Here is a 24,418-nt window from a genome sequence, read left to right on the forward strand (position 1 = left end):
CGCAACTCCGGACGGAAAACCGCTACGCACTTTTGCCGGACTTCAGGCCAGCGCCGCTTTCATCTTGCGCACGATACCTGCGTCGGTGTGCTTTGGCCGCGGCGCGACAAAGCCGAGTTCCAGTGCCTTGCCGGCCGGCGCGTCTGATACCACCGAGCAGGAGGAGTGAATCTCGCGCAGCGTCAGCCGCGCCTTGATTGCACCGACAGTCTCGAGATTGACGCCCGAACCCGGCATGATGACGATACGGTCCCGCGCGTGGTCGAAGCACGCGGCCAGCGCGTCGAGCCCCTTCAGCGCAGTGGTTTCGCCTCCCGAGGTAAGGATGCGCTCGAAGCCGAGTTCGACGGCGAACTCCACCGCCTCACTGAAGTCAGGCCCGGCAAGATCGAAGGCGCGATGCAGGGTCATGCCGAGCCCCTTGGCGTGGCCCGCCAGGCGCGAAAGCACCTCGTGATCCAGCGCGCCATCCCGCCTGTTGGCGCCGAGCACGACGCCTGCCAGACCTGCGGCACGTACGGCGTCGATGTCGGCCAGCAAGGTTACGACATCCGCGTCGTCGAAGACGAAGTCGCCGGGGCGCGTGCGGATCATCGCATAGACCGGGATCGGCGCCCTGGCGGCAAGGGCCATCAGCCCGTGCGACGGGGTCAGGCCACCAGTTTCGAGCGCAGCACAGAGCTCGATGCGGTCGGCGCCGCCTTCAATCGCCGCGGCCAGGCTTTGCGGGCTGTCGACGCAGACTTCGAGGTGGATCTTCTCAGACATGAGCGAGTTCCTGGTATCCGACGGCTGACGCGCCGATGAGGCCCGGCTCGGTGGTCAAGGCTGCCTTGACCAGCAGCGGGCTTTGCGAGCGCCGCAGCGTGCGGCTGCGCACCTGATTGTCGAGCCGCTCGATCAATTCGGGCACGTTGGACAGGCCGCCACCGACGGGAACGACTGAGGCGCCGATAATGTTCATGGTCAGCGCCAACGGCACGCCGACGAGTTCAAGATAGACCTCCATCGTGCGGCGCGCCTTCTGCTCGCCTTCGCGCCAACGGTCGATGACGTCGGTGCTCGACAGCGCTTCACCACAAAGGAAATGATGCAGCTTCTCGACCCCGCGCGCGCCGCCGATCGTGTCGACGCAGCCGACCTGGCCGCAGCCGCAGACGAAATGCGGGATGTCGACCGGCGGCGTGCCGACCCTTGTCGCGAGCGCCTGGCCGTGGCCCCACTCGCCGGCATAGCCGCCAGCACCGGTGACCAGGCGCCCGTCGATGACCAGGCCGCCGCCGACGCCTGTTCCCAGGATGATGCCGAAGACGTTGCGATGGCCGCGCCCTGCCCCTTCAGTCGCCTCGGCCATGGCAAAACAATCGGCATCGTTTGCGATCCAAACCGGCAGGCCGACCCTGGATTGGAGATCGGCGGCAATGATGCGCCCGTCAATGCAAGGGATGTTGGCGCATTTCAGGCTGCCGGAGGCAGGATCGACGACGCCGGCTATCGAAATGGATACGCCCCGGGTGCGATCGCGGTCCATCGCCACACGCTCGGCGATGACGGCGGCGAAGGCGCTGAAATCATCAAGCGGCGTTTTGACCCGGTCGATGATCTCGATTTTGCCGGCCGACAGCGCCCGGGCGCTTTTTATCGTTGAACCACCAATGTCGAAGCAGGTAAGCATGAAATAAGTTCCCGGGTAGATGATTGCTGCGGGACGTCTGGCCACGGCGCCCGAATTTCAAGACGACAACTCGCAAAGGCACTTATGGACAGTTCGCGCAAACGACGCACCTCGCCGACCATCGCCGATGTCGCCGAGCTTGCCGGCGTGTCGCGCGCGATCGCCTCGCGGGCGCTGTCGAGCGAAATTCGACCCGTCTCCGCCGACAAGCGCGCGCGTGTGCTTGAAGCAGCAGACAAGCTCGGCTTCAAGCCCAATCTTCTGGCGCGCAGCCTGACTACCAAGACGGTCAACCTGATCGCCGTCATCGTCAACCACATCCACGACTTCTCCGACCTCGACCTGTTCGACTTGTTGATCAGCGACATCCAGTCGATCGGCAAGCAGGTGATCTTCCTGCGCGTCGGCTCCGTCGAACGCATCGAGGAGTTCCTGCGCAACGGCGTCGCCTATCATGTCGATGCCGCACTGGTGTTTTCCGACTTCGCCGACGCCGAAAGCGTGCGCAAGATGTTCCGCAGCGACGACGTTCTGATGCTCAACGGCATGCATGACGGCTCGTCTCCTTCAGTCGTGCCCGATGAGGCGACCGGCATAGCGGGAGCTGTCGCCGACGCCGCCAGCAAGGGGGTGGCGACAGCAGCACTTGTGACCGGCCGTGTGTCTTCGCCGGTCGAACAGCAGCGCATTGCCAACTACAAGGCCGAGATGGCGAAGCGCGACATCAGACTGGTTGCAGAACTGCGCGGCGACTACTCCTACCAGAGCGGCCGCAGCGTCGCGTTATCGCCCGAATGGCCTACGACCGACGCGGTGTTCTGCACCTCCGATGCGATGGCCATGGGGATCATGGATGTTCACCGTGATGCCTTTCCGGGTAACAGGCCCGAGCGGTTCCGGCTCTACGGCTTCGACAATCTGTCGCTGACCGATTTCGAAGCCTATCCGATCTCGTCGATCGGCTACGACAAGAAGACCTATGTCGGCGAAATCCTGCGCTTTCTTGCGACGCCCGAGCAGTTTGACAACGGCGGTGCCGAGGTGACGGTGCCGACCTTCTTCGTGCCGCGCGCGACGTCGTAGGCACTGGTGGTGCATCCTGCGGGCTCGCAGAACGCACCGCCTACCCCTCCCCACAGGGAGAGGGGCGCAGTTGGTAGCAATTACCAGAGCGGGGTCAGTGCCGGCGGGTTTGCGGTTTCGCCCCACCACTTCTTGTAGTTGGTCTCGTAGGCGCCGCTCTGGATGTAGTCGGACACGAACATGTCGATCCAGCGAACGAAGCCCTCGTCGCCCTTGGCAACAGCGATGCCGATCGGGTCGTTCGAGTGCAGGCCCGGCAGCGTCACCAGGTTCTCGTTCTTGGTGGCGAGGTAGTCGAGCAGCGAGGAGTCTTCGATCGCAGCATCGACGCGCTTCTGCTGCAACAGCAGCACGCCTTCAGGCGAGAAGTTGTCGGTGTAGACGAGCTCGGCCTCAGGTGCTGCGTTCTTGATGAAGGTCTCGCCGGTCGAGCCACGGCCGACGACGATCTTCTTGCCGGCGAGGTCTTCGAGCGAGGTGATGCCGGCGTCCTTCTGGACGATGATGCGCAGGCCCGCGCGGTTGTAGGGGATCGAGAAATCGACAGACTTGGCGCGCTCGAGCGTTGCCGAGGTATTGGCAACGGCGATGTCGATCTGGCCGGAAACCAGCATCGAGATGCGGGCGTCGCCCGAGACGTCGACGAACTCGACCGGCACGCCGAGCTTTTCGGCGAGCTGGGTGGCGACGTCGACGTCATAACCGACAGGGTTGTTCTGGGCATCGCGGAAGCCGATCGGCTCGCCGCCAAGCGACACGCCGATGCGCACGGTGCCGCGCTCGCGGATCTCGTCGATCTTGCCGGCCTGGGCAGCGCCGGTGGCGGCGAGCCCCACGGCCAGCGCCATGCCGGCCAGTTTCGTGATCAGGTTCTTCATTTTCCCTCTCCCTCGGGTTGTTAGGATGTGAACGGTTCGGCGAAGCGATGCTCCGGTTCAGGCAGGTCGGTGTCCCAGAACCAGTATTTGATCTGCTCTTCGCAATTCAGGCTGACGACCTTGTGATTGCCCTTGGCATCAAGCGCGTGGATGACGACGCCGGCAAGGAAGCCACTTTTCAGCTCGCGGAGCTCTTCGATGGCGAGCGCGATGGCCTGCTCCAGCGAATGGCCAAGGCGCATCGCCAGCACGATGGTGCGGGCGGTGCCGCAGCGCATGGTCATCTCGCCAGTGTGCGTGCAGGCGGCAGCACCAAAGCGGCTGTCGGCATAGAAGCCGGCGCCGGGGATCGGCGAGTCGCCGAGACGGCCGGGATATTTCCAGGCCCAACCGGACGTCGAGGTCACGACGTTGAGCCCGCCGAGGCTGTCCTTGGAAAGGAACACGGTGGTGTCGCGCACACGCTCGGGATCGGTGATGGTGCGGCTCAGCGGCGCGAGCGCGATGTCCGGGAACTTCGCCAGCTCTTCAGGCGACAATTCCTTTTCGAGCCGCTGCCACCAGACGCGCTTGCTGTCTTCGAAGAGCGTCTGGTCGACGCCAAAGCCGATCTCGGTGGCGAAACGGCGGGCGCCGTCGCCGGTCAGCATGACATGCGGCAGGCGTTTCATCACTTCGTGGGCAAGTGCGGCGACCGGAATGGTGTCGGGTACCGCACCGACCGAGCCCACTTCGCGCGTCGTGCCGTCCATGACGCCGGCGTCGAACTCCATACGGCCAAGCATGTTCGGCCAGCCGCCGAAGCCGACCGAGCGGACCTTGACCTCGCGCTCGACTTCGCTGATGCCGGCGACCATGGCATCTATGCCGTGGCTGCCACGTTTCAGGAGTTCGACGCTCTTGGAGAAACCGGGCCAGGCCTCGGAATTGGCAAGCAGGATCATTTCAGTCTTTACGCATCTTGGAGAGGAACTGGGCCACGCGGGGCAGGGCCATGCCCGTGGCGGAGAAGAAGTCTTCGGTCGGCAGGTCGGCGATGAGCTGGCCCTTGTCGAGGAAGGCGATGCGCGACGAGATGGAGCGCGCGAACTCGATCTCGTGGGTGACGAACACCATCGTCGTGCCGCCCTTGGCGAGCTTGGCCAGGATCGACAGAACTTCGGACGTCATCTCGGGGTCGAGCGCGCTCGTCACCTCGTCGAGCAGCAGGTAGCTCGGCTTCATGGCGAGCGCCCGGCAGATGCCGACGCGCTGGCGCTGGCCGCCTGACAGCTGCGAGGGATAGGCGTCGGCGCGCTCGGTTAGCCCGACGGAGTGCAGCAGCTCGCGCGCCTCTGCCTCAGCCTGCTTGCGCGGCACCTTCAGCACTTCGACCGGGGCAAGCGCCACGTTCTGCACCGCCGTCATGTGCGGGTAGAGGTTGAACAGCTGGAACACAGTGCCGGAGCGCTTGCGCGCCTCGCTCAGCTCACGCGGCTTCGAGACGTCGAAGCCGTCGACCGTGATCTTGCCGGCGTCGATCTTCTCCAGGCCATTGATGCAGCGGATCAGCGTCGACTTGCCCGAGCCGGACGAGCCGAGCACCGAGACGACCTCGCCCTGGCGGATCTCAAGGTCGATGCCGTTGAGGACAGTGGCGGCGCCGAAGGCTTTGCGCAGGCCGGTGATGCTGATCATTTACAGACCCTTCCAGGCGGTATGGGCGCGAAGCCGCTTCTCGAAGCGCGCGCCGGCATAGGTCACCAGCTTGGCGGTGAGGTAGTAGAGCAAGCCTACGGCGGTCCAGACGATGAACGGCTTCAGCGTGCGCAGGTTGAGGATGTTGCCTACCTTGGTCAGGTCCATCACGCCGATGACCGAGATCAGCGAGGTGACCTGCAACTGGTTGACCAGCAGGCCCGTCAGCGGCCCGATGGCGAAGGCGGTTGCCTGCGGCGCAATCACCCGGCGCAGGATCTGCCAGCGCGTCAGGCCGAAGACACGCGCAGCCTCTATCTGGTCGCGACCAACGGACTCGATGGCCGAGACGGCGATGACATAGATGAAGGCGGCACTGTTACCGGACAGCGTGATGACGGCGGCTTCGGTCGGCGTGACGTTGATCTTGAGGAAAGCCGGCAGGCCGAAGAACACCAGGAACAGCTGTACCAGCACAGGCGAATTTTTCAGCAGCTCGGCAATGAAGGTGACGAGTTGCATCAGCACCGGCACGCGGTAGAAGCGGACCACCGCCCAAGCCGTCCCGATGACGAGGCCGATCAGGGTGGTCGAAACGAACAATGCCAGCGAAACGCCGAGGCCCTGCAGCAGCAGGATGATGTCGAACGGTGTGAAATCCCCGTAGCGCATCAGACAGCTCCCTCTTCCTGGTGACGGTTGAGGTAGCGGTGCAGCATGCCGATCAGGATCGACACGGAATAGGTCAGTGCGGCGTAAGCGACGAGCAGGACGAAGTAGACCTCGAACGGGCGGAAGGTGTTCGAGGCCACGATCTTGGCCGAGCCGGTCAGCTCGTTGAGCGTGATTGTCGACAGGATCGACGAGGTCAGGATCAGGTTGATGAAGACCGAGCCTAATGGCCTCACCGAGGCGCGCAGGGCAATCGGCAGAATGATCTTACGGAAGATGGTTGTCTTCCTGAGACCGCTGACCTGCGCTGCCTCGATGACGCCCGGGTCGATTGCCAGGATGCCCGAGCGGATGACGTCAGAAGTGAAAGCGCCGCCGGCGATCGACAGCGCGACGACGCCGGTCGTGAAGGCGTCGATGTAAATGCCGATCTCGGGCAGGCCGAAATAGAAGAAGAACAGCTGCACGATGAACGGGATGTTGCGGAAAATGTCGATATAGACGGCAGCCAGCCGGTTGAGCAGCGGCGAGGCCGACGTTCGCATCGCGCCGACGACGAGGCCCAGCACCAGCGAACCGACAACGGCAAGAGCGCAGGCCTGCAATGTCAACCACGCCCCATCCAGCAGGAAGGGGATATGCTTGGCGAGGATCGACAGATCGAACTTCAAGCGGCACGTTCCCAAGAGTGAAACCGGTTTCACTCTGCAAAACAGCCAAGGCGATGTCAACGCCTCGACAGGCTGAGTTGCAGTTTTTTCGTCGGGGAACGTCCCGCCGAGTGCCTCGGTTCGCCGCCCCTGCGACCGGCCGGTGGGACAATGTCTCAACTCTTATGTGTTCGATTTACAATTTGTTAGGGGCGCTGCCTCGTTTGCGACCAATCGTCATTTTAGCAACCGCTCATTAACCGACACACGTCATCCTTTTTCTACGCATCGGGGACTACCACTGTGAAAAGTATCGTCGCGCTGATCGCGCTATCGGCGTCGTTTGCCTCTACGCTTGCTGCCCAGGCCGGAACGACCATGGAGACCAAGGGTAAGGCTTTTGCGCCGCCTGCATTCGCCTCGTTCTGCGGCCGTGAGCCGGGCCTGTGCAGCACATCCGGCGGCAGCAAGGTTGTTGCCTTGCACGCCGACCTCAAGTCCGAACTCAAGCAGATCAACCGCGCCGTCAATTCGCGCATCAAGGAACGCAACGATATCGGCGATGACTGGCGCGTGCCGGTTTCATCAGGCGATTGCGAGGATTTCGCGATCCTGAAGAAGCGCGAATTGCTGAAGCGCGGCTGGCCGGCCTCGGCGTTGCTGCTGACCGTGGCGCGCTATCGTGGCCAGGGTCACACGGTCCTGACCGTGCGCACCAGCGAAGGCGATCTGATCCTCGACAACCTGACCAGCTCGGTTCGCGACTGGTCGAGCACGCCCTACAGCTATTTCGCCCGCCAGGCGCAAGGCAACGGCAGAAGCTGGGAACGGATTGGCGCCGCCAAGCCGATCCTGTCGACCGCGTTCGGCGGCTGACGCCCTCTCCCGAACTTCAGCCTCGACGTTCGAGTAGGATGGTCGGTTCACCGTGATAGGTAGTTCGACCAGTCTCGCGGTAGCCGTTCTTCTCGGCGACACGCAGCGACGCGCCGTTGGCCGGATCGATGATGCAGACTGTGTGGCCGGCAAATCGGCTGTCGGCCCAGCGCACGAAAGCGCCAACTGTCTCGCTCGCAATGCCCTTGCCATGCATGTCGGCGGCAAAACCCCAGCCAGCCTCGGGAATGCCTTCGATCGAAGGGACGATTTCCCGCTTCAGGTCATGGAAGCCGCACTCGCCGATGAAGCGGCCGCTGGCCTTTTCCTCGACGGCCCAGAATCCATAACCGATCAGCGACCAGGAGCCGGCGTGGCGCAGGAAGCGCTGCCAGCTTTCCTCTCGCGTCCGCGGCTTGGCGATGAAGCGGGTAACGACCGGATCGGCCCACATCGCGGCATAGGCATCGAAGTCGTCGATGCGATGCGGCCGCAGGATGGTGCGCTCGGTCTCGATGACGGGAATGTCGGCAAGGGAAAAGGCGGCCATCGAGATGCTCCGTGAACGATGGACGCCGGTCTAGCACAGATGATCGGGCAGTCAGCAGGCCAGAACATGGCAACGCTGTCCGCCAGCGCGCTGACTTCTATGTGTCATGCCCGCTTTCGGGACCTTGCTCTAGCCGCTCCAGACCATCCGCATGCAGACGCTGCCGCGCGCGAGTTCGACGAGCATCTTGTCCAGCCGTTTGCGGCGCGTCGTTTCGAGTTTGGCCTGGCTGATCCAGCCGAGATAGTCGTTGCGCTGGTAGTCGGGCCGCGCCTCATATGCCTCGGTCAGACCACGTGAAACAAGTTCGCCGCGGACCCAGTCAGTCATCGGATTGATCTGTCGCGTCAGCGCCATGGTCGAAACGTGTATTTCCTCAGTCTCGTCGTCAATTCGACAAGTGACAGACAGCTGACATTTGCCTCGTCATATGCTTGCCCTGGGTCCGTTGCTAGGGTGCCGCGGCGAGTCGCATCACGAGGCACTGATGACTGACATTATCCTGACCATCATTCACCACCTTCTGGCATTCACCCTTGCGGGCGTGCTCGCTGCCGAGGTGATACTGGTTCGCCCCGGACTCGGCCGGCGCAATCTCGCACTGCTCGGACGCATCGACGCGGTCTATGGTGGACTGGCAGCACTGCTGGTGCTCATCGGCGCGTCGCGTGTCTATTTCGGGCTGAAGGGCTGGGAGTTCTATATCTACAACCCGACCTTCTGGGCCAAGATGGTGGCTTTCGCGGCAGTCGGGCTGCTGTCCATCGCACCTACGATCCGCATCGCGCGCTGGCGCGGGGCCGGCGGTGGCGAGGCTTACGTCGTTCCGGACGCCGAGATCGCCAGGGTGCGCAGTTTCCTCAAGGCCGAGATCGCCGTTTTCGCTCTCATTCCGATCCTTGCCGCAGCTATGGCGCGCGGCTACTGAGCCGCCGCTTCCGCGACCTCGATCGGATCGATGTCGTCGAGAGGCACCAGCGGCGCCGGTTCGCTCGTCGACTTTTCCGGAGACTTGCAAATGTCGGCGATGACGCAACGCCAGCAATCGGGCTTGCGCGCCTTGCAGACATAACGGCCATGCAGGATCAGCCAGTGATGGGCATGACGCATGAATTCATCGGGGATGATCTTCACCAGCGTATCTTCGACCTGCTCGGGTGTTTTGCCAGGTGCCAGCCCGATACGGTTGCCGATGCGCAGGATATGGGTGTCGACGGCCATGGTGTGTTGGCCGAAGGCCATGTTGAGGACGACATTGGCGGTCTTGCGGCCGACGCCGGGCAGTTCGACGAGCTGGTCGCGGTCGTCGGGCACCTCGCCGCCATGGTCGCGGATCAGCGCCTCGGACAGGGCGATCACGTTCTTGGCCTTGTTGCGCCACAAGCCGATGGTGCGGATGTGCTGGCCGACGCTCTCCTCACCCAGCGCCAACATCTTCTCGGGCGTATCGGCGATGGCAAACAGCGTGCGCGTCGCCTTGTTAACGCCGGCGTCGGTCGCCTGCGCCGACAACACCACGGCTACCAGCAGCGTGAACGCATTGACGTGCTCGAGCTCGCCCTTGGGCTCAGGCCGCTGGACCGAAAAGCGGCGAAAGATCTCGCTTACTTCTGCCGCCGAGTAGAGCGAACGGCGGCGCTTGGCACGTGGCTTGGCGCCAGTGGTCGACATGCGACCATTGGGCGAGGCCTTTGGCTTATCTTTGGGCTTGGGGTTTTTCATCGCCTCTCTATAATTAGTCGTCATGAGCGAGACAAACGCCAGTTTTGTTGCCGACGAGCCCTTCTTCAAAGCTCTTCTGTTGCCGCACCGCTCGCTCGGGCGCACCGGCTTTCTGATCCTGATGGGTACGCTTACCTCCGGCTGGATCGTCATCGGCGCCATCCTCCTGAGCCACGGTGCCTGGCCGATCTTCGGTTTCCTCGGCCTCGATATTGCAGCCCTATATGTCGCCTTCCGGCTCAACTATCGCGCCGCCCGTGCCCGCGAGGAAGTCAGCGTCTCCCGCACCAGCCTGGACATCGTGAAGACCGCCCCTTCAGGCAAATCGGAGCAATATCACTTCAATCCGTTCTGGGCACGATTCCAAGTTTCACGTCATGACGAGATCGGCATCACCGACATGGCCGTCGAGACGCGTGAAAAAAGCGTCGCGATCGGCAGTTTCCTCAATCCCGACGATCGCGAGAGCTTTGCCACTGCGTTTTCGCGGGCTCTTGCAACCGCAAGGAGCAGATGAGCAGGAATCGGGTGGGAAATACCCACGGCCAACGCGATATTGGCGTCCAAGGAGATCAAGCCATGAACGCCCAGACGCAGATGAAGCCCATTGCCACATTGCAGCACGACATTACCCCGACCGGCTCGGAATACGAGACTGTGCGCCGGGTGATCGAGAAGATCAGCCTCGACTATCGCGACCAGCCTTCGCTTGAGGCGCTGGCCTCCGCGGTCGGCGAAACGCCGACAAGCCTGCAGAAGCTGTTCAGCCGCTGGGCCGGCCTGTCGCCGAAAGCCTTCCTGCAGGCGGTGACACTCGACCACGCCCGGAAGCTGCTCGATGACGGTCTGCCGCTGCTCGAAACCTCGTTCGAAGTCGGCATGTCGGGACCGGGCCGCCTGCACGACCTGTTCGTCACCCATGAAGCGATGTCGCCGGGGGACTACAAGACGCGTGGCGCAGGCCTCACGATCCGCTACGGCTTCCACATTTCGCCCTTCGGCGTGGCGCTCGTCATGGTCACCGACCGCGGTCTCGCCGGCCTGTCGTTCAACGACGCCGGAGAAGAGCGCGCCGCCTTTGCCGACATGTCAGGCCGCTGGCCGAATGCCACCTATGTCGAGGACATGGGTGCGACCGCACCTTATGCCGCGCACATCTTCGACCCGGCCCGCTGGCGCCAGGACCAGCCCTTGCGCGTGGTCATGATCGGCTCCGACTTCCAGGTGCGCGTGTGGGAAGCGCTGCTCAAGATCCCGATGGGCCGGGCCTGCAGCTATTCGGCAATCGCCTCGGAAGTCGGCTCGCCCAAGGCAAGCCGGGCGGTCGGTGCGGCGGTGGGCGCCAACCCCCTGTCGTTTGTGGTTCCCTGCCACCGGGCACTTGGAAAGTCAGGCGCGCTGACCGGTTATCACTGGGGCCTGACGCGCAAACGGGCTATTCTGGGTTGGGAGGCGGGACAACTGACCGCTGCGGACGCGAAAACAGCCGTGGCCCGAACAGGTTGATGCACAAGCCCGCGATCACGAGACTGGACGCGACAAGTTTCCAGTCTTGCAGCGGCTCGCCAAGCAACACCGCCGAACCGAGAAAACCGAAAACCGGCACCAGCAAGGTGAAGGGCGCCACCGTCGAGACAGGATAGCGCGCCAGCAGCCCGCTCCAGGCGGCAAAGCCGAACAGCGTCGAGAGATAGACGATGTAGGCGATCGAGCCGGCCGAGGCCCAGTCCAGCTCGGTGAAGCTGCTCACGAAATGCTCCGGGTCGAGAATCAGCGCCACGGCCAGCAGCGGCGGCAAGGCAAACAGGCTGCCCCAGACGACGAGGCCGAGCACGTTGGGTGCCATGGCGGCACGCTGCGAAATCTGCTTGGAAACGACGTTGCCGCCGCCCCAGGCAGCAGCAGCCGCGATCAGCAGCAACAATCCGGCCATGGTCACGTCGCCACCGATATGCAGCCCAACCAGCCCAACGCCGCTGAACGCCAGCGCAGCTCCAGCCAGTTGCCAAGGTGTCGGCCGCTCGCCGAGCAGGAGCATCGACAAGGCGATGGTGAAGAACACCTGCAGCTGAAGGATTAGCGACGACAGTCCGGCGCTCATGCCGATCTTCATTCCGGTGAACAGGAAGCCGAACTGCAGCGCAAAGGTCAGAAAGCCGTAGGCGGCAATCATCGACAGCGGCACGTTCGGACGCTTGATGAAAAACACCCATGGGAAGGCGGCGAGAAAGAAGCGCGCGACACCGAGCGCCAATGGCGACACCTGCTTGAGGCCGATCTTGATGATGGCGAAGTTGACGCCCCAGATCAGAACGATGCTCAAGGCGAGCAGCAGATGGCGCGGCCGCATGGTTCAATTTTCCTGACACTACCGATCAAATATTTGAATTTATTGACTTTTTAATCTACACGATGATGCCCGGATGGAAAAGACCTGCCCCTTGCGCCGGCTTCGGGTTTCATCTCCGGCCACGGTCGATCGCGCTCGTTGGCGAGAAGTGCGTTGAGGCGGCTGATGGACTATTGGTTGGTGGAGCGGCATGATCCGCAGATTCGGAAGGAACGCCCATGCCTGCAAAATTTGAAAATACGACCAAAACACCGAACCTGATCAACGTGCACATCAACGCGCTGGAGCCGGGGAACCTTATTGTTCGTCTTGAGTATGTGACCTCCCAGGAGCACATTGAGCGGGTTCGTCGTGGAGAGGCCACGGCTGAGAGTGTGGAACTCCTGATAAAGCCGCACCAGGCACGGAAAATCGCAGAAGGCCTCGTCCGCCAGGCGGACCTGATCGAAGCGTCAAGGCAACCCAGTGGCGGCTCCAAGCAGTAGCACCGATCTGCAAATGATGGCGGCCCGCCTCCGGCGGTGACGAACGCATCGCGTTCCAGGCGGCCCTTTTCAAGCTCCATCTACTCCGCCGGGTCACTAATCTTCATTGGTTGGTTGCACCTGGCTGACTGGCGCCCGCTGCTGTTGTTTCAACCGCGGGCCGGACGCCGCATAAGCTCGTATGCTTGTGCTGCGCGCCATGGCGAGATTATATCAGCCATCGATCATATTGTTTGAAGGGAGACTGCGGCAAAATCTCGCCATGCTTAGTCGACGAGCATATTCTTGCTGCTGTGGACCATATTCACCTCACGGCTGGCTCAAACGTGACGCACAGATACTTGACGGCATGGCCGCTTATTTCGAGAAAATAATCTGCTTCTATAAAACAATTTCAAAAATATACTTTAATTCAACACAGCAAACGAGATTGACGCCGTGTCGAAAATCTCGAAATCATGTAGAATAAATTATATGCATACAAACGAACTTTTGGGCAGAGTTTGGCGTTAATATCAAATTAACCATACTGGATCACCGTCACCTCCAGGACAGATGCATTTTTCGCGGTCCCGGAGAGCATAATGAAATACTGCATTCTCACTGCAGGGATTGCCGTAGCGGCCTGCTCGATTGCCCAGCCGGCGCTCGCGGCCACCGGCAACGTAACCTTCAACGGCACTGTCGCGGCAATCTGCACGCTGGTCGTCACCAATGGCAGCGGCACGATGACAGTGAGCCCAGGCCTGCAATCGTTGAGCTCGCACAATGCCGGCGGCGTGGCCGGCACCATCACGGCCACCACAACGGGCAATGTTGCGATCAGCATTGGCGCGCCAACTGCAATCACCGTGCCGCCGGCCGATGTCACCCCGATCACCTGGGCGCCGACCTATTCGGTGGCGGGCGCCCATACGGTTGCGGAAACAGGGGCCTCCTCCAATCTGTCGACGCCTGGCGTCGACACTGTCACCGTCCACCTGACCGGCACCAAGACCGGCTCCGACATCTTCGCCGCCGGCAACTACTCGGCCACAGTCACGGTCACTTGCCAGTAGGCTAGACAAGAACGACAGGGAGAGCTTGATGTTACGCAGTCTGGCAATTCCATTCCTCGGAATGGCTCTGGCGGCCAGCCCCGCATCCGCACAGTCTATGTCGCCGATGCGCGGCGAAGTGACGAGTTTCACCGACGCCTTCGCTGTGCGGGTGTTTCCATCCAACCCCTACAACAAGAAGATCCGGATCGATGTCCGGGTCTACGACCAGAACTTCCAGCCGGTCGACGCCAAGATAGCGCCCGACAGTTTCATGCTGGGGGCAGAGGCGTCGCGACCGGTCCTCGTGGTCGTGCCGTTCGACGGCAACAATGAGCGTAAAGTGCGTATCTGTACGGAAAGTGTGCCATTTCCAAATGAACAGACGCAGATCAAGGCTCAAATATGCGGAAAATTCCTCGGACAGCGGCGTTTCTGACGCTCACGAGCCTCGCCGCATTGACGCCTTGCGCGTCCTGGGCAGAGGACGTCTACAATCTCAACCAGAACCAGAGCGGTTTCTCTTTGCCGGGCGTGACATTGCCGCAAGGCCAGGATGAGGTGCGCGCCGCGGATGGCACGACCTGCCGTTCGGCCGTATCGGGCAGCGGCGCCTATCTCGATGTCGGCGTGATCCAGGGCAACAACCGCGAGAACAACGACATCGCCACCTATGGCCGCGTCGTCATCCCGATCGGGCGCACGCCGAAACGGCTCGACTGCTCCAAACTTTATGAGCTCGAAGTGGCGCGGCTGCAGATGGAGCTGAAGCTGCTCAAGATGGGGCTGGGGGCACCAGGCGGAGGCGACGTCACCGGCTCGGTGCAGCATTCCAAGGCCGGTTGGGCAGATAGCGGCTGGACCGATGGCAAGACCCCGGCAGCAAAACAGACGGCGCAGTGACAATGCGCCACATCGCTTCGGCCTTCTGCATTGCAAGCTTTTGGCTGGCCACTGTGCCCGCGCAGGCAGCGATCATCGGCACCTGCACCATCAACGTCCAGACAACGGGTACGCTGTCGCCCAATCCGACGATCAACGTCTTCGGCTCGAGCCAGGCCGGCGGATCGGCCGCCTCGGTGACTGTGACGACCAGTTCGCTACTGTGCTCGATCCTGAACCTGCTCGACTGCTACGGCCTGTCGGCGCCCGCTCCCGTCAACTTCCTGTCGGCCCCGAGCGGCGGCGATGCCAACGTGACCTTCGCCTCCACCTACACGGTGGACAGTGTGACTTATGGCGGCAGCACGATCACCCGGGTGTCGAATGGAACCAGGATCGTCCCAGTGAACCTGACAGCCACCAAGTCGACCGGCATCTTCCCGGCCGGCACCTACCAGGCCCAGGTGGTCTTCCGCTGCGAATGACGGGGGAACCGTCTGGCATGCGACCGCGACACAATGTAGTTTCCGGCTGAATTTTCAGGAGACTGCCGTGATCATCGTTGTCGGATCCATCAACCTCGACCTCATCGCAACCGTAGGCCGCCTTCCCGGCCCGGGCGAGACCGTGCCCGGCAGCGACTTCAAGTCGGCGCCCGGCGGCAAGGGCGCCAACCAGGCGCTTGCTGCGGCACGCGCGGGCGCAGAGGTGCGCATGGTCGGTGCCGTTGGCAAGGATGCCTTCGCCGGCGAGGCTGTCGCCTATCTCAAGTCCGATGGCGTCGACCTTTCCGGCGTGGCCGAGATCCAGGCAGCCACCGGCATCGCGTTGATCCTGGTTGGCGGTGACGGCGAGAACATGATCGCGGTGGTGCCGGGCGCCAATGGCTCGGTGGTGCCGGGCGACCTGACCAAAGCCCAGTTCAAGAAGGGCGACATCGTGCTCTTGCAGCATGAAATCCCGCTTGCGACTGTGGATGCGGCACTCGACGCGGCACGCAAGGCGGGCGCCGTGACCATGCTGAACACAGCCCCCTTCCGCGCCGAGGCAGCAAGTTTCGTCGGCAAGGCCGACTATGTCGTTGCCAACGAAACCGAGTTCGACCTCTATGCCGAGGCGCTTTCGCTGCCTGCCGGAGAGCGGCGGGCGCGGATGAGCGAATTCGCCCGCAGCACAGGCGCCGCCGTCATCGTCACGCTCGGCAGCGACGGCGTCCTGGCCGCCAGGGGCGACGACCTCGTCCATGTCGACGCGCTCAAGATCACCCCCGTCGACACGGTTGGTGCAGGCGACACCTTCTGCGGTTATCTCGCTGCCGGCCTGTCGGCGGGCCTCGACCTAGAGGACGCGCTTCGCCGTGCCGCCGCCGCAGGCTCGCTCGCCTGCCTGAAGCCGGGCGCCCAGCCGGCCATCCCGCTGGCCGCCGAGGTGGACGCAGCACTCAAGGGTTGAACTCTACCCTCTGGACACGCAAAAACTCTGCGTGCTTATTGTCGGGCGACCCCCGGAGGAACGGAAAATGTCGCTCGAACTCTACGCCGCCTATGTCGTCGCCTGCATCGTCATCGTGCTTATACCGGGACCGACCGTCACGCTGATCATCGCCTCCAGCATCAGGCACGGCACGCGGGCCGGCCTTGCCAATGCCGCCGGTACGCAGATCGGCGTCGCCATGATGATCGCTATCGTCGGCATCGGCCTCAACCAGATGATCGAGGCGATGGGCCACTGGTTCGAATGGGTTCGGCTGCTGGGCGCGGCCTATCTGATCTGGCTCGGCATCCAGATGTTCCGCTCGGGCGGAGAGCTTGCCGCCGACGGCATGCCCAAACGGCCGCGCGGCGGCTTTTTCCTGCAGGGTTTCCTTGTTGCGATCAGCAATCCCAAGACGCTGATCTTCTTCGGTGCCTTCATCCCGCAGTTCATCGACCCGACCGCCAACTACGCCCAACAGATCGTCATCATGGGTGTCACCGCGATGGTCTTCGCCGCCATGTCCGACTCGGCTTACGCGATTGCCGCCGGCCGCGCCGGCAAGTTCCTGTCGGCGAAGCGCGTCAAGCTGATGACGCGCATATCGGGCACGTTCCTTATCGGCGGCGGTGTCTGGCTGGCGTTTTCACGGGCGAAATGAAGTACGACACCATCCTATCAGATTATTGAAGTATAGCGCGCGCGCCCCATGTCATCACAAGTGGGGGCTCGCGCGATGCTGAAGACATGTTTGGCGCCTGCCGCGAAGTATCTTGTTGCGGCAATTTTGGTCGCGATGTGCGTGGCTTTCGCTTTCCAACCCATCTTGCAGCTGGCTTGGAACTCAAGCCCAGTGGTGTCGATCGATTTCGTGGTCGGGACCGTCGAAGTCGTCGCAACGAGCACAGGCCGAGGCGTGCATGGAACCAGCTATCGTTACGGTGTGATGGTCGGAGACCGGCTGGTTTTTCTGCAGGATTGGCAAATCCGCAGGCGCGGTTCGACCGTGATGCTTCGGCGCATAAACTATGAGAATGGGAAGGCTGATTATCAGCTGAACTAACGCGGAACTAAAGGGAAGGCGTCTCCCCGCGTACGGGGAGACGGAAAACCTCAGAGCCGGCCGAGACGCTCGACCAGCAGGCCGAAGAAGCCGTCATGGTCGATGTCGCGCATGACGATGGCGTTCTTCGGGCGCTTGGTGACGCCCCACCAGTCGACAACCGTCATGCCCATCGTCAGCTCGGAAGCCGTCTCGACGGTCACGTTGCAGTGACGGCCCTGGAACAGTTCCGGCTTGAGAAGGTAAGCAATGACGCACGGATCGTGCAGCGGGCCGCCGTCGGTGCCGTACTTGCCTTCATCGTAGCGCTCGAAGAATTCCAGCATCTGGGCAGTCGCAAGGCCGACCTTGGTGCCGAGCTTGCGGAAGGCCTCGATGCGCTTGGTGGTGGTGAGCGCCTTGTGGGTGACGTCGAGCGGCATCATGACGATCGGCACGCCCGAGCGAAACACCACATCGGCCGCATGCGGATCGACATAGATGTTGAACTCGGCCGACGGCGTGACGTTGCCGCCTTCGAAGAAGCCGCCGCCCATCAGAACGATCTCCTTGATGCGCGGGGCGATCCTGGGCTCGCGGATGAGAGCGAGCGCGACGTTGGTCAGCGGACCGAGCGGGCACAGCGTGACGGTGCCGGCTTCCTCGCGCATCAGCGTCTCGACGAGGTAGTCGACAGCATGCTGCTCCTGGAGCTTCATCGTGGGTTCGGGCAGATCTGGGCCGTTCAGGCCGGTCTTGCCATGCACTTCCTCGGCGGTGACCAGTTCGCGCATCAGCGGCCGGATGGCGCCGGAATAGACCTTTATGTCGGGACGACCTGCCAGCTCGCAGATCTTGCGGGCATTATTTTCGGTCAGCTTCAGCGGCACGTTGCCGGCGACAGCGGTGATTCCCAGAATTTCGAGCTCGGAGCTCCCCAGCGCCAACAGAATGGCGACGGCATCGTCCTGACCGGGGTCAGTGTCGATGATTATCTTGCGCGGTACGGGCATTTTCTTTCCTTGTTGGGCAGTTTTCTGCAGTCTTGAAGTTGCCGACGGCGCGGACCATATCAACAACAGACGGGAAAATGCCATCCGGGTTTTTCCGCATTATGTCGCTCTCGGAGGACAAGCTGTAACATGAGCCGTATGACGCCCTTCTCGAGCCCGCTTCTCTTGGGCTTCGACACGATGGAAAAGACGCTCGAGCGCCTTGCCAAGTCGGGCGACAGCTACCCGCCCTACAATATCGAACGCATCAGGGATGCCGAGGAACGGGGCGAAAGGCTGCGGATCACACTTGCGGTGGCCGGTTTCGCCGAAAACGATCTCGAAGTCACCGTCGAGGAAAACCAGCTCATCGTGCGTGGCCGACAGAGCGACGACAAGGAGCGTGAGTTCCTGCATCGCGGCATCGCCTCACGGCAGTTTCAACGCTGCTTCGTTCTGGCCGACGGGATGCGGGTGATCGCGGCCGATCTGAAGAACGGTCTGCTGTCGGTCGATCTGGACCGGCCGGAAGCCGAAAGACTGGTACGGAAAATAAACATATCGGTAGCAGACTAAGCACTGCCGATGGCTCTCATGCGGGATGGCCGAGACGGCATCCTGGCTAGAAGGAGGCTACAATGCCCAATACTGCCCAGAGACATACGATGACCACGGGCGAACTCGCCCATCTCGGTGAAGGCTCCGTCGCCTATCTCAGGAAGGTATCCAGCGACGATCTGCGCGGCCGTTTCCCCGGCCTTACCGAAATCGATCCCGGCCTCGAGCTTTGGGCGCTGTTTGCCGCCACCGGCGAACCGATCCTGTTGTCCGATGCCCGTGACCGTGCGCTTGCGGGTGCGATGGAAAACGATCTGACAACCGTTGCCATCCACTGACCTTCGAGCGCCGCTCCGAGCCGGCGACAGGGTGGCGGAATGGACAAGGGCCGCAACATGCGGCCCTTCCCAAGCTTTTTTCCGCGAAATCGAAATCAGGCGGCGTGCGACGCCGGTGTTTCCGACAGCAATGCGTGGATCGCCGATGCATCTCGCGTGCCGCGAATCTTGGCCACCGTGTCGGCGTCGCGCAGCACACGTGCGATGCGCGACAGCGCCTTGAGATGATCGGCCCCGGCCCCTTCAGGGGCCAGGAGCAGGAAGACGAGATCGACCGGCTGGTCATCTAGTGCTTCGAAGTCGACGGGCGTTTCCAGGCGCGCAAAGACGCCGGTGATCCGCTTGACGCCTGCGAGCTTTCCATGCGGGATGGCGATGCCATTGCCGACACCCGTCGAGCCGAGACGCTCGCGCTGAAGGATGGTGTCGAACACCTCCCGCTCGGGGATACCGGAAATCGATGCGGCCCTTTCGGCGAGAAGTTGCAGAAGCTGCTTCTTCGAATTCGCCTTCAAGGCCGGCATGATTGCCGGAGCCTCGATCAGATCACTCAGATCCATGCTGAAATTCCCTTGCTGTGCTCACCGCCGCATTGCCCCAAAACCCCACATGCGGTGGCGGCTACTATCCCTGGGCGACCTTTGCGGTCGAGGGATCTATCCAGCCGATGTTGCCATCAGACCGGCGGTAGACGATGTTGAGGTGCTCATTGCCAGCATTGCGGAAGACCACAACAGGGCTATCCTTGGTGTCGAGTTCGATGACGGCTGATGCCACCGACATCGTCTTCAGAACCATCGTCGACTCGGCAACGATGGCGGGCGCGAAATCTTCCGGCACATCCTCGTCGTCGTCGACGAGTGCTGCGACCACCGAATAGGCGACATCGGTCAATTCACCGTTGCCGGCGCCCAGATTGTGCGACTTCAGCCGACGCTTGTAGCGCCTCAGGCGAGTCTCGAGCTTGTCGGCTGCCGCTTCGAACGCGGCAGTCGGTTCCTGTGCCTCACCGGTCGCTTGCAACGACATGCCCGAATCGAGCCGCACCACACAATCGGCGGTGTAGCGCGAGCCGGACTTCACGACGTTGACGTGCCCGGAGAAGCCGCGATCGAAATACTTGTCGATCGCTTCGCCGATACGTCCCTCAATGCGCGTACGAAACGCATCGCCGACGTCCATGTGTTTTCCTGATATGCGCAGGCTCATCTGAAAACTGACCTTTTCTGTTCAGACTTCAAACCAGTCCGAGTTTATACCCGTGGCAGATGCAAACAAGCGTTGGCTCGCTTGTCGCACCAATTTTAAGTCCGAACTTGTCGGCTGATCTTGGGCCACCCACCGGCAGCCTCTGGCTCGTGTCGCAAGCCATCCTGTGCCGCATCTTTCCTTGGTGGGCTTAGCCCTCTTCATGCGGGCGGGCTTCTAGACACTTCATTAAGGATTGTCAATCAAGCGCCAGAATGCCCGCAATTCTGCGCCTTTCGGCCTAGCTGGCGGCACCGGCCATGGCGCGTTTTTCGCGCCGACGCTGCACCGACGAGGCGATGTTCATGCCTTCACGGTATTTGGCGACAGTACGCCGGGCGATGTCGACGCCACTTTTCCTGAGGATATCCACAATGGCATCGTCGGACAGCACGTCGGAGGCCTGCTCTTCCTCGATCATCTGGCGAATGCGGTCGCGTACGGCCTCGGACGAATGCGCGTCGCCGCCCTCAGCAGAGGCGATCGAGGCGGTGAAGAAATAGCGCAGTTCGAACACGCCGCGCGTGGTCAGCATGTATTTGTTGGCGGTGACGCGGCTGACCGTCGATTCGTGCATGCCGATGGCATCAGCTACGGTGCGCAGGTTGAGCGGCCTGAGATGGCGTACGCCGTGAACCAGGAAGGCATCCTGCTGGCGCACGATCTCCGAGGCGACCTTGAGGATGGTCTTGGCGCGCTGGTCGAGGCTACGGGTCAGCCAGTTGGCGTTCTGCAGGCATTCGCTGAGGAAATTGCGCTCGGCCGGATCCCTGGTGCGGCCTGTGACCTGGGCGAAATAGACCTGGTCGACCAGCACGCGCGGCAGCGTATCGGGATTGAGTTCCACCGCCCAACTACCGTCGGCGGCCTGGCGCACCTCGACGTCGGGCACGATGGTGTCGGTAGAGCCGCCGGCAAAGGCCCCACCGGGCCTGGGATCGAGCGCGCGGATCTCGGCCAGCATGGCAAGCAGATCCTCCTCATCGACACCACAGATGCGCTTCAGGCTGTGGAAATCGCGTTTGGCTAGAAGGTCCAGATTGTCGATCAGTGCCGCCATCGCCGGATCGAGCCGGTCGCGGCGAATGAGCTGGACCCGCAGGCATTCGGCCAGATCGCGGGCAAACAGGCCGGCCGGGTCGAAACCCTGGCAGCCGCTGAGCACTCTCAGCACGAAGGCCTCATCGACGCCGAAGCGCGCTGCGATCTCGTCGGCCTCGCCACGGAAATAGCCCGCCTCGTCGAGCCAATCGGTCAATTCGGATGCAACCAGCCGCTCCGCAGGTTCGGTGAAGGCGAAGGATATCTGCTCGCCGACATGGTCACGGAGGGTGACGGCAGCTGCCGCCATGTCCTCCATGTCGAAACCTTCGGAGCCACCGCCCGAAGCGGAGCCGGAGGATGCCGACTTCCATTGCATGGCAAGGTCGGGGCCCATACGCTCGACGGCGCCGGGATCGTCGGGAAACAGGTTTTCGAGCGAGGTGTCGAGTTTCTCGGAGATGGCCTGCGAGCTCCAGCCGGCCTCACCTTCGAACCAGTCCTCGCCAGTGGCGGGGTTTGCCTCGCTTTGTGTCTCGATCTTCGGGAACTGATCGGTCGGCGCGTCGTCAGGCGCCTCGGCGCGTTCGAGCAGCGGGTTGCGTTCGATCTCGTCGTCGATGAAACGTTCAAGCTCGGTGTGGGTGAACTGCAGCAGCCTTATCGACTGCATCAGCTGTGGCGTCATCACCAGCGATTGCGACTGCCGTAGCTGTAGTTTCGCCGACAGCGCCATTGCTTGAAGTGGTCCAATCCCTGTCATGTGCTGCCGAAAATCGGCGCGCTCGCCAGTCGCGATAAAACTGGCCCGGCTTTTGCATGTCAAGCAGATTGGGGGTTTGGCATCGCGATTGCCGGCGCATTGCCCGGCAATCGCGAATGAAGGCTGCGCATTTCGCCGGCACGTTGCGCCCCGGCAAGCAGCCTACAGCGTGAAGCCCTCGCCAAGATAGAGGCGGCGGACATCGGGATTGGCGACGACCTCGTCAGCGCGGCCGTGGGTCAAGACCTCGCCGGCATGGATGATGTAGGCACGGTCGATCAGGCCCAGCGTCTCGCGGACATTGTGGTCAGTGATCAGGACGCCGATGCCGCGCTTGGTGAGGTGCCGGACGAGCTGCTGGATATCGGCGACGGCGATCGGGTCGATGCCGGCAAAGGGCTCGTCCAGCAGCATGTAGTTGGGCCGGCTGGCCAGCGCACGCGCAATTTCGAGGCGACGACGCTCGCCGCCCGAAAGGGCGATTGCCGGCGACTTCCGGAGATGGCTGATGTGGAATTCCTCGAGCAGGGCATCGAGCGACTTCTCGCGCTCCTTGCGGCTCTTTTCGACCACTTCGAGAATCGCGCGGATGTTGTTTTCGACAGAAAGGCCACGGAAGATCGAGGCTTCCTGCGGCAGATAGCCGATGCCGAGGCGGGCGCGGCGATACATCGGCATCGCCGTGACGTCAAAGCCGTCGATCTCGATCGTGCCCTGGTCGACGGGAACCAGCCCCGTCACCATGTAGAAGCAGGTCGTCTTGCCGGCGCCGTTGGGACCAAGCAGGCCGACAGCTTCGCCGGCGCGGACGCCGAGCGTCACGCCCGAGACCACCTGCCGGCCCTTGTAGCTCTTGGTCAGCCCCTTGGCGATCAGCGTGCCCTTGAACTTGCCGTTCTTGGCACTGCCTGTTGTTGCGGGCGCGGCAAGTTTTTGCGCCGAGCCCGGCTTCAGACGCGACAACAGCGAGGATGCCTCAGTCATTTATTTCTTCTGCGAACCCGGTGTGATCGACATCATGACGCGACCATTGCCTTTGGTGCCCTTGTTGCAGCCGTCGACCTGGGCAAGGCCGGTCTTCATCTGCACGGTGAGCTTGCAGCCAACCAGAACGTTGTCGCCTTCGGAAAGCACGACTTCCTTGCCGGACATCACCAGCACCTCGGTCTTCATGTCGAAGGTACCGCGGTCGCCGGTGGCCACCTGCTTGTCCGACTTCACATAGACCTTGTCGTCGACTTCGAGCCTGTCGATGTTGGCCGAGCCGGTGGCGGCCGAACCGCCATCCTTGGCGTAATAGACCGTCATCTTGCCCGACTTCATGACAGTCGGGCCCTGGGTAACGCTGACATTGCCGGTGAAGATCGCGAGATTTTCCGATTCGCGGACCTCGAGCTTGTCGCTCTCGATCTGGATCGGCTGGTCACCCGAGAGCTTGAGGCCGGAAAGCCTGCTCTGGCTGTCCTGCGCAAAAGCTCCGGCGGTGCACAGCATCACGCCCGCGCATGTTAACGCGGCCAATGACCGCCAAGACCTAATTTGCCGCACTCCCGCCTCCGCTGCCATTCTGCGCCGCCTTCATCCGCGCGGGATCGATGTCCACGCGTACCTTTTTCTCGAACACGACAACCTTGCCGTTATCGAGCATGGACATCGAATCGGACGTGATCTTCGAACCGTCAAGGCTTATTTCGACCGCTTCGTCAGACTTCATCGCGCCACTGCCCATGTCGAGATACGCCGATTTGAGCTTGGCGACCATACCGTCGCTGGTCTTTACGATTACTTGCTCGGTCAGATTGAGCGTATTGCCCTCGCGGTCGTAGACGCCGCGGACAGCGTCGACCTTGGCAATGTTTTCGGCTGAGATCGGCAGGTTGGCGTCGATGCCGAGCAATTCGACGACGCCCTGATTGGCCGGATCCTGCACGGCACGGTCAGCGGTCATCGAATAAGGCAGGTTGTCGCGGGTGAAGCCGCTGAGCTGGGGCTTGGCCATGACCAGCTTGCCTTCGGAGAAGGCGGCTCCTTCCGCCTTGACCTGGATCGAAGGCGGCGCGGCCAGATAGGTATAGCCGCCGAACAGCGCGGCCAGCACGACCGCCGAGAGCGGCAAGGCGCGCTTGAGGAAGCGGACGCGGCGCGAATGACGCGCGGCGAGGTCGAACGCATCGGCGCGCGAGGTCGCAAGCGCAATCGCGGTGTCAACCGCAACGCCGCCACCGCCGCCACTCGTCTCGATTGGTCGCGCCAACTGAAATGTCCTTCTTCGAACTGTCCAAGCCGCCGTTCAGGCCGGCACGGTGAAGCGGATGAAAGCCACGAAAATATGACCATAAGGTCAAAGAGTTGCGACCGAACGCACTACTGCCCCGCGTCCGGCTGCCTGATGCAAACCCCAATATGGCTATTTAGCTTACAAATCC

Annotated in this window: 33 protein-coding genes; 15 read left to right on the top strand and 18 right to left on the bottom strand. The window is 62.2% G+C overall.

Annotated elements, in window-relative coordinates:
- Window positions 1–42: 42 nt before the first annotated feature.
- Entirely contained in the window at window positions 43–768 is a 726-nt protein-coding gene (locus tag DY201_RS00990) for a copper homeostasis protein CutC (protein WP_115729582.1), read from the bottom strand.
- The gene (locus tag DY201_RS00995) at window positions 761–1,675 is read right to left on the bottom strand and encodes an ROK family protein (protein WP_115729583.1); all 915 of its coding nucleotides are present in this window, start codon (window positions 1,673–1,675) and stop codon (window positions 761–763) included. The genes DY201_RS00990 and DY201_RS00995 overlap by 8 nt, the downstream gene beginning before the upstream one ends.
- Before the next feature lie 84 nt (window positions 1,676–1,759).
- Here DY201_RS00995 and DY201_RS01000 point away from each other — a divergent pair, with 84 nt between their 5' ends.
- Window positions 1,760–2,758 carry a LacI family DNA-binding transcriptional regulator gene (locus DY201_RS01000; RefSeq protein WP_115729584.1) on the top strand — a complete coding sequence of 333 codons (999 nt, stop codon included), beginning with the start codon at window positions 1,760–1,762 and terminating at the stop codon, window positions 2,756–2,758.
- Window positions 2,759–2,838: 80 nt separating this feature from the next.
- Here DY201_RS01000 and DY201_RS01005 read toward each other — a convergent pair whose 3' ends face one another.
- From DY201_RS01005 to DY201_RS01025, 5 genes are read right to left on the bottom strand one after another with little or no spacing between them, the layout of a single operon-like run.
- On the bottom strand, window positions 2,839–3,636 hold the full coding sequence (locus tag DY201_RS01005) for a transporter substrate-binding domain-containing protein (RefSeq protein ID WP_115729585.1): 798 nt from the start codon (window positions 3,634–3,636) through the stop codon (window positions 2,839–2,841).
- Between the two features lie 20 nt (window positions 3,637–3,656).
- Complete coding sequence (locus DY201_RS01010) at window positions 3,657–4,580, bottom strand: isoaspartyl peptidase/L-asparaginase (RefSeq protein ID WP_115729586.1); 924 nt, start codon at window positions 4,578–4,580, stop codon at window positions 3,657–3,659.
- Window position 4,581: 1 nt separating this feature from the next.
- A complete protein-coding gene (locus DY201_RS01015; RefSeq protein ID WP_115729587.1) occupies window positions 4,582–5,313 on the bottom strand; it encodes an amino acid ABC transporter ATP-binding protein in 732 nt (243 codons plus the stop codon).
- Window positions 5,314–5,985 (bottom strand): amino acid ABC transporter permease, encoded by a 672-nt coding sequence (locus DY201_RS01020; RefSeq protein ID WP_115729588.1) that lies wholly within the window; start codon window positions 5,983–5,985, stop codon window positions 5,314–5,316.
- Window positions 5,985–6,656, bottom strand: coding sequence for an amino acid ABC transporter permease (locus DY201_RS01025; protein ID WP_115729589.1), 672 nt, complete (start codon window positions 6,654–6,656; stop codon window positions 5,985–5,987). Before DY201_RS01025 ends, DY201_RS01020 begins: the two co-directional genes overlap by 1 nt.
- A gap of 282 nt (window positions 6,657–6,938) precedes the next feature.
- Between DY201_RS01025 and DY201_RS01030 the strand changes: the two genes are divergently transcribed.
- Entirely contained in the window at window positions 6,939–7,511 is a 573-nt protein-coding gene (locus DY201_RS01030) for a transglutaminase-like cysteine peptidase (RefSeq protein WP_245431860.1), read from the top strand.
- A gap of 16 nt (window positions 7,512–7,527) precedes the next feature.
- Here the strand turns inward: DY201_RS01030 and DY201_RS01035 are convergent, their stop codons facing one another.
- Together DY201_RS01035 and DY201_RS01040 are read right to left on the bottom strand one after the other, a co-directional pair.
- Window positions 7,528–8,061 carry a GNAT family N-acetyltransferase gene (locus DY201_RS01035; RefSeq protein WP_115729590.1) on the bottom strand — a complete coding sequence of 178 codons (534 nt, stop codon included), beginning with the start codon at window positions 8,059–8,061 and terminating at the stop codon, window positions 7,528–7,530.
- Window positions 8,062–8,190: 129 nt separating this feature from the next.
- Complete coding sequence (locus tag DY201_RS01040) at window positions 8,191–8,418, bottom strand: YdeI/OmpD-associated family protein (RefSeq protein WP_115729591.1); 228 nt, start codon at window positions 8,416–8,418, stop codon at window positions 8,191–8,193.
- A 130-nt stretch (window positions 8,419–8,548) separates the two neighbouring features.
- Here DY201_RS01040 and DY201_RS01045 point away from each other — a divergent pair, with 130 nt between their 5' ends.
- Window positions 8,549–8,989, top strand: coding sequence for a DUF2214 family protein (locus tag DY201_RS01045; RefSeq protein ID WP_115733512.1), 441 nt, complete (start codon window positions 8,549–8,551; stop codon window positions 8,987–8,989).
- Here the strand turns inward: DY201_RS01045 and nth are convergent.
- Window positions 8,983–9,783 carry an endonuclease III gene (gene nth / locus DY201_RS01050; protein ID WP_115729592.1) on the bottom strand — a complete coding sequence of 267 codons (801 nt, stop codon included), beginning with the start codon at window positions 9,781–9,783 and terminating at the stop codon, window positions 8,983–8,985. The two genes, DY201_RS01045 and nth, sit on opposite strands and share 7 nt — an antisense overlap.
- 22 nt (window positions 9,784–9,805) lie before the next feature.
- Between nth and DY201_RS01055 the strand changes: the two genes are divergently transcribed.
- Window positions 9,806–10,300 carry a DUF2244 domain-containing protein gene (locus tag DY201_RS01055; RefSeq protein WP_115729593.1) on the top strand — a complete coding sequence of 165 codons (495 nt, stop codon included), beginning with the start codon at window positions 9,806–9,808 and terminating at the stop codon, window positions 10,298–10,300.
- Between the two features lie 62 nt (window positions 10,301–10,362).
- Window positions 10,363–11,289, top strand: a complete 927-nt coding sequence (locus DY201_RS01060; RefSeq protein WP_115729594.1) for a methylated-DNA--[protein]-cysteine S-methyltransferase — start codon at window positions 10,363–10,365, stop codon at window positions 11,287–11,289.
- Here the strand turns inward: DY201_RS01060 and DY201_RS01065 are convergent.
- Complete coding sequence (locus tag DY201_RS01065; protein WP_115729595.1) at window positions 11,219–12,133, bottom strand: EamA family transporter; 915 nt, start codon at window positions 12,131–12,133, stop codon at window positions 11,219–11,221. The two genes, DY201_RS01060 and DY201_RS01065, sit on opposite strands and share 71 nt — an antisense overlap.
- 218 nt (window positions 12,134–12,351) lie before the next feature.
- Here DY201_RS01065 and DY201_RS01070 point away from each other — a divergent pair, with 218 nt between their 5' ends.
- From DY201_RS01070 to DY201_RS01105, 8 genes are all read left to right on the top strand, one after another.
- Window positions 12,352–12,618, top strand: a complete 267-nt coding sequence (locus DY201_RS01070; protein ID WP_115729596.1) for a hypothetical protein — start codon at window positions 12,352–12,354, stop codon at window positions 12,616–12,618.
- Between the two features lie 584 nt (window positions 12,619–13,202).
- Window positions 13,203–13,676, top strand: a complete 474-nt coding sequence (locus tag DY201_RS01075; protein WP_115729597.1) for a hypothetical protein — start codon at window positions 13,203–13,205, stop codon at window positions 13,674–13,676.
- 28 nt (window positions 13,677–13,704) lie between these two features.
- Complete coding sequence (locus DY201_RS01080; RefSeq protein WP_115729598.1) at window positions 13,705–14,094, top strand: hypothetical protein; 390 nt, start codon at window positions 13,705–13,707, stop codon at window positions 14,092–14,094.
- Window positions 14,061–14,558 (top strand): hypothetical protein, encoded by a 498-nt coding sequence (locus DY201_RS01085; RefSeq protein WP_245431861.1) that lies wholly within the window; start codon window positions 14,061–14,063, stop codon window positions 14,556–14,558. The genes DY201_RS01080 and DY201_RS01085 overlap by 34 nt, the downstream gene beginning before the upstream one ends.
- Before the next feature lie 2 nt (window positions 14,559–14,560).
- The gene (locus tag DY201_RS01090; protein ID WP_115729599.1) at window positions 14,561–15,022 is read left to right on the top strand and encodes a hypothetical protein; all 462 of its coding nucleotides are present in this window, start codon (window positions 14,561–14,563) and stop codon (window positions 15,020–15,022) included.
- 67 nt (window positions 15,023–15,089) lie between these two features.
- A complete protein-coding gene (locus tag DY201_RS01095; RefSeq protein WP_115729600.1) occupies window positions 15,090–15,989 on the top strand; it encodes a ribokinase in 900 nt (299 codons plus the stop codon).
- Window positions 15,990–16,056: 67 nt separating this feature from the next.
- Window positions 16,057–16,671 carry a LysE family translocator gene (locus DY201_RS01100; RefSeq protein ID WP_115729601.1) on the top strand — a complete coding sequence of 205 codons (615 nt, stop codon included), beginning with the start codon at window positions 16,057–16,059 and terminating at the stop codon, window positions 16,669–16,671.
- A 75-nt stretch (window positions 16,672–16,746) separates the two neighbouring features.
- Window positions 16,747–17,073, top strand: coding sequence for a hypothetical protein (locus tag DY201_RS01105; RefSeq protein ID WP_115729602.1), 327 nt, complete (start codon window positions 16,747–16,749; stop codon window positions 17,071–17,073).
- Window positions 17,074–17,123: 50 nt separating this feature from the next.
- Here the strand turns inward: DY201_RS01105 and DY201_RS01110 are convergent, their stop codons facing one another.
- Window positions 17,124–18,065: a nucleoside hydrolase gene (locus DY201_RS01110; RefSeq protein WP_115729603.1), complete on the bottom strand. Its 942-nt coding sequence runs from the start codon at window positions 18,063–18,065 to the stop codon at window positions 17,124–17,126.
- A 129-nt stretch (window positions 18,066–18,194) separates the two neighbouring features.
- Between DY201_RS01110 and DY201_RS01115 the strand changes: the two genes are divergently transcribed.
- Together DY201_RS01115 and DY201_RS01120 are read left to right on the top strand one after the other, a co-directional pair.
- A complete protein-coding gene (locus tag DY201_RS01115; RefSeq protein ID WP_115729604.1) occupies window positions 18,195–18,620 on the top strand; it encodes an Hsp20 family protein in 426 nt (141 codons plus the stop codon).
- Window positions 18,621–18,682: 62 nt separating this feature from the next.
- Window positions 18,683–18,940, top strand: coding sequence for a BQ00720 family protein (locus tag DY201_RS01120; protein ID WP_067954857.1), 258 nt, complete (start codon window positions 18,683–18,685; stop codon window positions 18,938–18,940).
- 95 nt (window positions 18,941–19,035) lie between these two features.
- On the opposite strand, the gene ptsN is transcribed toward DY201_RS01120, so the two are convergent.
- From ptsN to lptC, 6 genes are all read right to left on the bottom strand, one after another.
- Window positions 19,036–19,500, bottom strand: coding sequence for a PTS IIA-like nitrogen regulatory protein PtsN (gene ptsN / locus DY201_RS01125; protein ID WP_115729605.1), 465 nt, complete (start codon window positions 19,498–19,500; stop codon window positions 19,036–19,038).
- A gap of 64 nt (window positions 19,501–19,564) precedes the next feature.
- Window positions 19,565–20,149, bottom strand: coding sequence for a ribosome hibernation-promoting factor, HPF/YfiA family (gene hpf / locus DY201_RS01130; protein ID WP_115729606.1), 585 nt, complete (start codon window positions 20,147–20,149; stop codon window positions 19,565–19,567).
- Between the two features lie 280 nt (window positions 20,150–20,429).
- Complete coding sequence (rpoN, locus tag DY201_RS01135; RefSeq protein WP_115729607.1) at window positions 20,430–21,965, bottom strand: RNA polymerase factor sigma-54; 1,536 nt, start codon at window positions 21,963–21,965, stop codon at window positions 20,430–20,432.
- Between the two features lie 189 nt (window positions 21,966–22,154).
- Window positions 22,155–22,976: an LPS export ABC transporter ATP-binding protein gene (gene lptB, locus DY201_RS01140; protein ID WP_115729608.1), complete on the bottom strand. Its 822-nt coding sequence runs from the start codon at window positions 22,974–22,976 to the stop codon at window positions 22,155–22,157.
- Window positions 22,977–23,486, bottom strand: coding sequence for an LptA/OstA family protein (locus DY201_RS01145; protein WP_172582912.1), 510 nt, complete (start codon window positions 23,484–23,486; stop codon window positions 22,977–22,979).
- A 40-nt stretch (window positions 23,487–23,526) separates the two neighbouring features.
- Window positions 23,527–24,246 carry an LPS export ABC transporter periplasmic protein LptC gene (gene lptC / locus DY201_RS01150; RefSeq protein WP_115729609.1) on the bottom strand — a complete coding sequence of 240 codons (720 nt, stop codon included), beginning with the start codon at window positions 24,244–24,246 and terminating at the stop codon, window positions 23,527–23,529.
- Between the last annotated feature and the right edge of the window lie 172 nt (window positions 24,247–24,418).

The sequence above is a fragment of the Aminobacter aminovorans genome (genome assembly GCF_900445235.1).
In the GTDB taxonomy this organism is placed as follows: domain Bacteria; phylum Pseudomonadota; class Alphaproteobacteria; order Rhizobiales; family Rhizobiaceae; genus Aminobacter; species Aminobacter aminovorans.